Source organism: Acidisphaera sp. L21, assembly GCF_009765685.1.
Lineage (GTDB): Bacteria > Pseudomonadota > Alphaproteobacteria > Acetobacterales > Acetobacteraceae > LMUY01.
Genome location: NZ_LMUY01000158.1, coordinates 6686 through 16403, shown reverse-complemented (window position 1 = coordinate 16403; position 9718 = coordinate 6686). Strand labels below are relative to the sequence as shown.

The following is a 9718-nucleotide window of genomic DNA, read 5'->3' as shown; positions in this document are numbered from 1 at the left end:
CCCAGCGTGATAACGGGCAACACCGCGCTGCTCCAGCTTTCCTGCCCGCCAGACGGCAGCCAGCGCAATTGCACGGCGAACACCAACACCAGGACCAGCCCCAGCACGAAGGACGGGATGGTGAACCCGGCGGTGGCAAACGCCATCACACCGCGGTCGATGATGGTGTTGCGATGCAGGGCGGCATAAATCCCGGCGGGGACGCCGACGCAGATTTTCAGCGCCAGCGCCGGCAGCGTCAGCGCCAGCGTGGCGGGGATGCGCTCCGCCACCAACTGGATCGCGGGGCGGCCGTCGCGCATCGATTGCCCCAGATCGCCATGGGCGATGGCGACGAAGTAGTGCAGGTACTGCACCCAAACCGGCTGGTCCAACCCCCAGGCGTGCCGGAACGCAGCGATCGCCTCGGCCGGTGCGTCGGGCGACATGATCAGCAACGCCGGGTCACCGGACAGCCGCAGCACGACGAAGGCGAAGGTCACCACCAGCAGAATCGTCAGCAGGGCGCGGCCCAGCCGCAACGCGAGAAATCGCAGCATCCTAGCCCGGCAGTCCGCGGGGTGACAGGTCGACGTAGAATGACGCCGTCCCCGGCCACGCCAGCGTCTTGCGGACAGCGGTGAAATTCGCGTTCTGGTGCAACACGATGTAGGCGGGGTCCTCCCGCTCGCAGATCTGCAGCATGCGGGCGAACATGGCCCGGCGGGCCGGGATGTCGCTGCTTGCCTCCATCTGGCCCGACAGCGTGTTCATCTCGGCATTGCTCCACTCGCCGACCTGCTGCTGCGCGCCGTTCGGCCCCTCCTGGTTGACGATGGAGGACACCGGATCGTCGAACACCGCGCTGTTGGACCAGTTGCGCAGCCCACGCGGCGGGGTCTTCTCCAACACCTGGGACCAGTTTTCCTTGATGCTCAGCTCCACGTTCAACCCCACATCCTGCCACATCGCGGCCAGCACCTGCGCGGTGGATGTCTCCGCGGCGTAGTAATCCTTGCGGATGCGGTAGGGGATCGGATCGCCCTTATACCCCGCGGCTTTCAGCAGGGCGCGGGCAGCCGCCGGATCGTTTGGCGGTACCGTCCAGCCCGGCACCAGCATCGGGCCGTAGAACGCGAATTGCAGCCCCGGCGGGATGGTGGTGCGGCCGGCCCACAGGCTGTCCACGATGGCCTTGCCATCCACCGCCTGCGCCATCGCCAATCGCACGCGTGGGTCGGCCAGGCTGGGGTGGTGCATGTCGAAATTGACGATGCGATGGTTCGTCACCGGGCCACCCCGCACGACGAACCGCCCCGTCCCCTCGATCGCGTCGATCTGGTCGGGCACGATGTCGCAGGCCAGGTCGTATTGGCCGGATAGCAGCCCATTTACGCGGGCAGCGGCCTCCGGCACTTCCAGGAACCGGATCGACCGGCACGGCGGCCGACCGCCCCAGTAATCGTCATGCGCATCCAGCGTCAGCGACACGTCGGGCCGGAACTCCCGCAATTTGTAGGGCCCGGTGCCGGATGGCGCCCGGGCGTAATCCACCCAGGGGGTATGGAAGCTGCGCGGACTCACGATCTCGCTGCCACCGGCGGACAGGCGGCCCTCCATGGTGATGTCGGGCTTGGCGTTGACGAACCGCACGGTCAGCGGCCCAGTGGCGTCCACGCGCTCCAGCGCCGGCCAGTGGCGCCGGGCGATGGCCGGAATATCCGCCGGCAGGGCGGACCCGAACATGCGCTCCGGGCCGAAATTCCACGCGACATCCTCGGCCGTCATCGTGGTGCCGTCGTGGAAGCGCACGCAGGGTCGCAAATCGAGTTCCACGGTCCGGTCGTCGATGCGCCGCCAGGCGGTCGCCAGCCCGGGCATGCGGGCAAGGCCGGCCTGCTGGTTGCGCGCGATCGGCGTTTCCAGCAAGCCAGCCAGGTAATGCTCGCTCGCATTGGAGGATTGCTCGCGCAGCGGCTCCAACGTGCCGGTGTTGGCAATCTTCTGCACCGCGATCGTCAACGCCGGGCGCGTATCCGCCTGCGCGACGGCGAAGCGTGGCAGCGCCGCAGCGGCAAGGGTGGCGAGCGCGGTTCGGCGGTGCATCATGCGGCGAGGCCCAATTCGGATTCACCCTGCGCCACATGGCACGCGACCAGCCTGCCGTCACCGGGGCGTGGCTTCAGCACCGGCACCTCGGCACGGCAGCGCGACACGGCCGCGGGGCAACGGGGATGGAACGCGCACCCGGTAGGGCGATCGGCCGGGTTCGGCGGGTCGCCCTGCAGCACGGCACGCCTGCCGCCCCGGCCACCGGGAATGGCCGCGACCAGGGCCTGCGCGTACGGATGCGCCGGGTCGGCGAACACGGCGTCCGGGTCGCCTCGCTCGATCACGCGGCCGAGATACATCACCGCGACGTCGTGGCTGATCTGGCGGATGACCCGCAGGTCGTGGCTGATGAACAGCATGCCGATCTGGCGCTGCGCCTGCAGATCGACCAGCAGGTTCACGATCTGCGCCTGGATCGACACGTCCAGCGCGGACACCGGCTCGTCGCAGACCAGCAGGTCCGGACCGGTCGCCAAGGCCCGGGCCAACACCACGCGCTGCCGCTGCCCGCCCGATAATGCGTGCGGGTACCGGGCGGCCTGGTCGGCACGCAGGCCCACATCCTGCAGCAGCATCGCCACCCGGTCCGCCCGCTCCCCCGCATCGCCGATGCCGTGAATGGTCAGCGGTTCGGCAATCTGTCGCGCAACGCTCAGCCGGCGGTCCAGCGCGCCCAGCGGGTCCTGCGGCACCAATTGCATCCGTGCCCGCAGCGTGCGCCACGCGGCCGAGTTGGGCGGCGGCATCGCTTGCCCGGCGAACTGCACCGTGCCCGCATCCGGCACTTCCAACCCCAGCGCAAGCCGCCCCGTGGTGGACTTGCCGCAGCCGGACTCACCGACCACCCCCAGGGTGCGGCCGGGTTGCACGGTCAGGCTCACCGCCTCCACCGCCTGCACCGCGCTCGCCCGGCCCAGCCAGCCCCGGCGCATGGCATAGATGCGCGACACGTGGTCCAGCGTCAGCAGACTCACCCGCGATCGGCCCGGATGCAGGCAGCAAGGTGACCCGGCGTGATCGCATCGAGCGGCGGCAACCCGGCGTCGCAGGCATCGATCCGCCGCTCGCACCGCGGCGCAAACGCGCAGCCCGGCGGCATGGACGACGGGTCGGGAACGCGGCCCGGAATGGCCTGCAGCCGCTGGCGGGCACCGCTCAGCGCCGGCAACGCGCCGAGCAGCCCGCGCGTATAGGGATGCGCCGGCGCGTCGAACAGGCCGGACGCGGCCGCCTCCTCCACGATGCGCCCGGCATACATCACGCAAACGCGGTCGCACATGTCCGCGACCACGCCCAAATCATGACTGATCAACACCAGCGCCATGCCGGTATCGCTGCGGAGTTGCTGCAGCAGATCCAGGATCTGCGCCTGGATGGTCACGTCCAGCGCCGTGGTCGGCTCATCGGCGATCAGCAACTCCGGCCGCCCGGCCAGGGCCGCCGCGATCATGACGCGCTGGTTCTGCCCGCCCGACATCTCGTGCGGATACGCGTCCATCCGGGCCCGGGCGCCGGGAATGCCGACCTGGTCCAACAGACGAAGCGCCTCCGCCCGCGCCCCCGCGCCGGACAGGCCGCGGTGCAGGCGAACGGCCTCTGCCACTTGCCGCCCGATGCGATGCACCGGGTTCAATGAACTCGCCGGGTCCTGGAAGATCATGGCGATCCGGCCGCCCCGCACCCGGTCCAGCACCGGGCCGGTGGCGTGCAGCAATTCCTGCCCTTGCAGCCGCACGCTGCCCGCCACATTCGCCGATTTCGGCAACAGCCCCAGCGCCGCCAGCCACGTCACCGACTTGCCGCAACCAGACTCGCCCACCAGCCCCAGGCTCTCCCCCGGCCGGATATGCAGGTCGATGCCATGCAGGGCGACGGTGCCGTGGAACGCCACCGTCAAATCCCGGATTGTCACCAGTGGGTCGGTCGGGACGAACGAAGTTTGCGACGCGGGGTGGACGAGGTGGTTCACCCCCAATTGGCCGCCCGGAAGTCCATCGCGAAGGATGGGGCGGCCTTCCAGCGAATGGATTTGGGCTTGCCGGTGAACACCGCATTCTGGTGCAGCACGGTATAGGCCGGGTCCTCCCGCTCGCAGATCTGCAACATGCGGGCGAAGATGGCGTGGCGCCGCGGCCGGTCCGTGCTGGTCTCCAGCTCGTAGGACAGCGTGTTCATCTCCGCATTGGTCCACTCGCCATATTGCTGCTGCTCGCCATTCGGGCCGTGCTGGCTCACGATGGAGGACACCGGGTCGTTGAACGGGGCCGAGTTGGACCAGTCCCGGATGGCGCGGGTGGGGTTGCGTTCCAGCACTTGGGTCCAGTTTTCCTTCATGCCGATCTCGACATTCAGCCCGGCCTGCTTCCACATTTCCACCAGGACCTGCCCGTTGGCAACCTGATTGGTGTAGTAGTTGTTCAGCAGCCGATAGGGAATGGGGTCGCCCTTGTACCCGGCCTGCTTCAGCAAGTCGCGGGACTTCGCCAGGTCGAACTCCGGCACGGTCCAGCCCTGCACGAACATCTGGTCGTAGAACGGCCATTGCAGCCCGGCGGGCACCACGGTGCGGCCATCCCACAGGCTGTCCACGATGGTCTTGCGGTCGATCGCATGCGCCATCGCCAGCCGAACCCGCGGGTCGTGCAGCGTCGGGTGGTTCTTGTCGAAAACCGTCATGCGGATGTTCGGGATGGTGCCGCCCTGGACCTCGAACCCGGCGTGCCCCTCGATGGACGCGATCTGGTCGGGGGGTATGTCGGCAGCAAACTGATACTCGCCGGTCAGCAGGCCGTTGATACGCGCGCTCACCTCCGGCACCTCCACCAGCCGCAGCGTCTTGATCGGCGGTCGGCCGCCCCAGTACGCGTCATGCGCATCCATGGTGAGCGAGACGTCGGGCCGGAATTCACGGATCTTGTAGGGACCCGTGCCAACAGGCGCGCGGGCATAATCCAGCCAGCTCGCCGCCTCGTTGAACGCGCGCTGGCTGATGATGCCGCTGCCCCGGCACGAGATCCGGCCCTCCATCGTCACGTCCGGCGTCGCGTTGACGAAGCGGACGGTGTATTTGTCCACCGCCTCCACCCGGTCCAGCGCGGGCCAGAGCCGGCGGCCAACCGGCGGCACCTCCTGCGGCAGATCCTTCGTGCGATTGGTGGTGACGATCGCGCCCGACAGCGGCAGCGTCTTGCCCTGCGCGCTGGGATGGGTGGTGCCGAACATGCGACCGGGGCTGAAGCTGGCAACCACGTCTTCGGCGGTGAACGTGTCGCCATTATGCATGATGACGCCCTGCCGCAGGCTCAGCTCGACCGTCTTGTCATCGATCCGCCGCCACGCGGTCGCCAGGCCGGGCATCATCTCCAACTGGCCCTGATAATTCAGGTCGATCAGCCGTTCCACGAAAAAGGCCGACAGGCGGGTGCCGACATTGGACTGCTCGCGCAGATCATCCAGCGTGTTGCTGTTGCTGATCTTCTGCACCGCGACGGTGACGGTCGGGCGCGTGTCACCCTGGGCGATGGCGAAGCGCGGCAGGGCAGCGGCGCCAAGCGCCCCGGCCAGAACGCCGCGGCGGGGAAGCTGCAACATGTCTATACCCTTTTGCGAGTTTCGAGGCCGGCCGGCGTCGCGCGGTGATGCGTCAGCGTCCGGTCCGCATGGCGCAGCCGCCACGACAGCGCGCGCTGCGCGTAGTCACGCACCAACCCCGCATGCGCTGGGTCGGCGGCCAGGTTGTGGAACTGGTTCGGGTCGGCCCGCAGATCGAAGAACAGCGGCGGCAGCGCGGCGAAATGCACGTATTTGTAGTGCTTGTCCTGCACCACGCAGAGGCTGGCATCCTCCATGCCCAAGCCCAGCGCTGTCTCCGGGCGGGAGTAATGGATGTCGCGGAAATCGTATTCGTAGTGCAATTCCGTTCGCCAATCCGCCGGCGTTTCGCCGCGCACGAACGGCATCAGGCTGCGACCATCGACCGCATTCGGGATCGGCGCACCCAGCCAGTTCAGCATGGTCGGCATCAAGTCGATGCTTTCCGTCGGCGCATCGACGATGCCGCCGCCCTTCTGGTAGGGCGCCTTGATCACCAGCGGAATACGAAAACTCTCGTCGAAATACCCGACCTTGCCCAGCAGATGGTGGTCGCCCAATTGCTCGCCATGGTCGGAGGTGAACACGACCAGGGTTTCATCCCACTGCCCGGTCTCGTCCAGCCACGCCATGACCCGGCCCAGCTGATCGTCGATCTCCGTCATCATGCCGCAATAGGTGGCGCGCATCTGGCGAATGGCGGCTTCGTCCAGATCGGCGACCATGCCCTCGGCGCCCTGGAAAAACCCGCGATTCAGTCCGTTCTCCAGATAGAAGCGCAGCAGCGGGTGCTGCTCTGCCTCTGCCAGCGCACTCTCGGCGCGCACCGGTGCCGCCATGTCGGCCGGGCTGTACATCGCGTGATACGGCGCGCTGGCGACGAAGGGCGGATGCGGGCGGTAATAGCCGAGATGCAGGAAGAACGGCAGGCCATCCCGGCCCTTCAGATAGCTGAGCGCGCGTTCGGTGAAATAGGCGGAGTCGGACAGTTCGGCGGGAACACGGGACGGGCGATCGGTCGCACCCGGCACGGCATCCTCGCCCTCCGGCAGCCAGATGTCGTCCCGGTTCGGCGGCAAGGGAAAACCCTGCTGTGCCAACCAGCCGAAATAGGCGTCATGCGCCGGCCCGAATTCGCCCACCGGGCGCCAGCCATCCATGGTGTCGCCCAGCACGGTGTAACGCGGATCTGCTGGCCCGGTGGTGCGCGGGTCCGGCGCCGTGGTGGTGTAGCCGACCAGCGCCGGCTCGTACCCCGCCCGGCGCAACGCACGCGGCAGCGTATCATGACGACTGTCCAGCGGGATCGTGTTTTGGCACGCCCGGTGGTTCATCTGGTACAGCCCCGTCAGCAGGCTGGCCCGCGCCGGGCCGCACGGCACCGTAGTGGTGACGTGGTTGCGGAACGTCGTGCCTTCGGCACAAAGCCGGTCCAGGTTCGGCGTCCGCAGGACCGGCGTTCGACCATCGGCGCGCTGGATATGGGGGATATGATCGCCGCGCCATTGGTCGACGACGACAAGGAGCACATTCTGCTTTGGCATGGCGCGGCGCATAGCAGGCCATCATGGAACGCGTCGTGTCAGTTGGATTGCGGTTCAATGACAGTTCGAGTTGGCAGGAGCAGCGTCACCCCGTCACCGGATGCGGGTCGTCTGCTGTCGGAGCGGCCTGCGTAGCGCCATTCGATATCACGCCTTGAACTCAAACAGGCGTCGTGGCGTCTCCCAGAACACTTTCCGCCGGTCGGCCGCCTGCGGGAAAAGGCGCTCCATCAGTGTGAGCAACGGGCCGTAATCCACGCGTTGCGGTGCTCGGAGAAACGGCCAGTCGGAGCCCCAGACGCAAGCATCCAGGCCGAATGCGTCGACCAGAGCCGCCACGAAGGGCCAGGTGTCAGTAAACGGATGCGGCTGCTGGGAGAATTTCACATAGCCCGATAGCTTCACCGCGGCACGTCCGCGGCGACCCAGATCCAGCAATGCCTGAAACGCTGGTTGCTGCAAACCGGACTGGACCGTGGGACGGCCGCAATGGTCGATCAACAAGCGAACGCGCGATGCCAGCAGCATTGGCAGCAGCGCCAGAAGCTGGTCTTCGTGGATCTGCACTTGCAGCATCAGGTCCAGTGCCATCAGTTTCTCCAACAGCGGCGCGGCGCCCAGGTAGTAAGGCACACCATGAAACGGCACATTGAAGGCGATACCGATGATACCGTTGGATTTGAGACGCTGCAGTTCGGTGAGCGAGATATCGAGGGGAACGAATGCAACGCCTTTGACCCGGCCACTGCTCTCGGCGATGGTGGCGAGCAGGCATTGGTTGTCGTCGCCATAGCCAGAGTTGGGCTGTACTAGCAGGGCGTTGCGTATCCCGTAGGCGGCGAACACCTGGTTCATCTGCGCCGCGGTGGCAATCTCCTGGCCCGCCGGATGGAACGGCGTGTTGGCCACGTAGGGAAAGCGCGCCGGGTCCAGAATGTGGAGGTGGCAATCGACCTTTGGCTCGTCGAACACCGACATGATGTGCGCTACGCCAATGGGACGCGCCGCACGTCCACCCAGCCGCCGGTTTTAAGGCTCTGCGCGAACGCCTCCAAGGTTGCAACGATGTCGACCGATTCCTGGGGCGTGGCGCCGGTCCAGCCGACCCAACCATGTGCCACCAGGTCGCGAAACGAGGCGATTTCAGCGGCGAACCCGCTACCGCCGGCGGTCTCTATCGTCTCACGCTCGGTTGCTGCGGTGGTGCCACGGCGAAGATACACCGTGGGGGCGCCACCTTCCGGCGGGTGGTTGAGGTAGGTGGTTTCGATCATCCCGGCATCGCCCGCGATGAGGGCGTGGCGATGATAGGCGGTACCGAAGCTGCACCAGATCTGCGCCAGCAGCCCGTCCGGAAATTCCATCGTGCCCGCGGCGGTGGTTTCTACGCCGGTGTCCGACCACCGGGCGGCTGCCATCACGCGGGTTGGGCACTCGCCGGCGGCCATGCGGACGAAACTGGTCGCGTAACTACCGGCGTCCAGCAGAGCGCCGCCGCCGCGCGCAGGGTCCAGCCGGATGTCGCCGGGTTTGTCGAATGTGAAGCCGAAGGTGGCGTGGATCAGTTGCAGCCGGCCAATGGCTTTGGCGTCCAGCAATTCGCGAACCTTGCGCGTTTGCGGTTGCGCCCGATAGGGATAGGCCTCCACCAGGTGAACGCCGGCGGCCTTGGCGGCCGTGAACATCGCCACCGCGTCGGCCGTGCTGCTGGCCAGCGGTTTCTCGCACAATATGTGCTTACCGGCTTCGGCCACCCGGATGGCCCATTCGGCATGCATCGTGTTCGGCAGCGGGATATAGATCGCGTCGACCCCGGGGTCGTCCAGCAGCGCGTCATAGGACGCGTGCACCCGGGCCACCCCGATCTCATCGGCGAAGGCGCGGCCTTTGCTGGCATCGCGGCTGGCCAGGGCCACGATGTCGACCCCATCCACGGTGGCAGCCCCCTTGGCAAAGGCGCGTGCGATATTGGCGGCGCCCAAGATACCGAACCGGAGTGTTTTGCCTTCCTTCATGTCGCGATCCTTATACGGGTATTGCGGTTGGGCCGCTTCAAGGGGCGCGGTGCCCGCAGACATATCGCATCACCATGTCGGTCACCATGACCAGCCTACGGCGCAGGTTGAGCGGCGCCATCAAGTCCCGCCCGAACACGATGCCGAGGGTCCGGCGATTGGCGACGTACATGAAGCCGAGGGCCGAAAGCGAGATGTAGAGGTCGATCACGTCGATGTTCTCACGAAACACCCCAGCATCCTGGCCGCGGCGAATGATGTCGCTCAGCGCGTCCACGATCGGTGTGTTCATGGCAAGGATCCGCTTGGACTGACGCAGGGATTGGGCGCCGAGAAGGTTCTCGTTCGACAGGATCGCCACGAAGTCCGGATTGTCGACGTAATAGCCGAAGGTGAAGGCCACCAGCTTTTCCAACGCGGTGTGTGGGTCGAGCTCGTGGAGGTTGAGCGCCCCTTCACGCGTGCGAATTTCTTCGT

At 66.8% G+C, this 9718-nt stretch carries 7 protein-coding genes and 2 pseudogenes; all 9 read right to left on the bottom strand.

The genetic code is table 11. The annotated features are described in order from the left end of the window. Positions 1 to 539 (bottom strand): annotated as a pseudogene (locus GSQ76_RS32285) (ABC transporter permease); the annotation flags it as partial. Position 540: 1 nt separating this feature from the next. After that, positions 541 to 2088: an ABC transporter substrate-binding protein gene (locus GSQ76_RS30425; RefSeq protein ID WP_158747826.1), complete on the bottom strand. Its 1548-nt coding sequence runs from the start codon at positions 2086 to 2088 to the stop codon at positions 541 to 543. Further along, entirely contained in the window at positions 2085 to 3065 is a 981-nt protein-coding gene (locus tag GSQ76_RS30420) for an ABC transporter ATP-binding protein (protein ID WP_254070725.1), read from the bottom strand. Before GSQ76_RS30420 ends, GSQ76_RS30425 begins: the two co-directional genes overlap by 4 nt. Then, a complete protein-coding gene (locus tag GSQ76_RS30415; protein ID WP_158747825.1) occupies positions 3062 to 4060 on the bottom strand; it encodes an ABC transporter ATP-binding protein in 999 nt (332 codons plus the stop codon). The genes GSQ76_RS30420 and GSQ76_RS30415 overlap by 4 nt, the downstream gene beginning before the upstream one ends. After that, on the bottom strand, positions 4057 to 5682 hold the full coding sequence (locus tag GSQ76_RS30410) for an ABC transporter substrate-binding protein (RefSeq protein WP_158747824.1): 1626 nt from the start codon (positions 5680 to 5682) through the stop codon (positions 4057 to 4059). Before GSQ76_RS30410 ends, GSQ76_RS30415 begins: the two co-directional genes overlap by 4 nt. Positions 5683 to 5684: 2 nt before the next feature. Continuing rightward, positions 5685 to 7226 (bottom strand): phosphoric/sulfuric ester hydrolase PehA, encoded by a 1542-nt coding sequence (gene pehA, locus GSQ76_RS30405; RefSeq protein ID WP_158747823.1) that lies wholly within the window; start codon positions 7224 to 7226, stop codon positions 5685 to 5687. 147 nt (positions 7227 to 7373) lie between these two features. Beyond that, complete coding sequence (locus tag GSQ76_RS30400) at positions 7374 to 8204, bottom strand: amidohydrolase (RefSeq protein WP_158747822.1); 831 nt, start codon at positions 8202 to 8204, stop codon at positions 7374 to 7376. Between the two features lie 8 nt (positions 8205 to 8212). Then, on the bottom strand, positions 8213 to 9241 hold the full coding sequence (locus GSQ76_RS30395; protein WP_158747821.1) for a Gfo/Idh/MocA family protein: 1029 nt from the start codon (positions 9239 to 9241) through the stop codon (positions 8213 to 8215). A 37-nt stretch (positions 9242 to 9278) separates the two neighbouring features. After that, positions 9279 to 9718: pseudogene (locus GSQ76_RS30390) on the bottom strand (TetR/AcrR family transcriptional regulator); the annotation flags it as partial.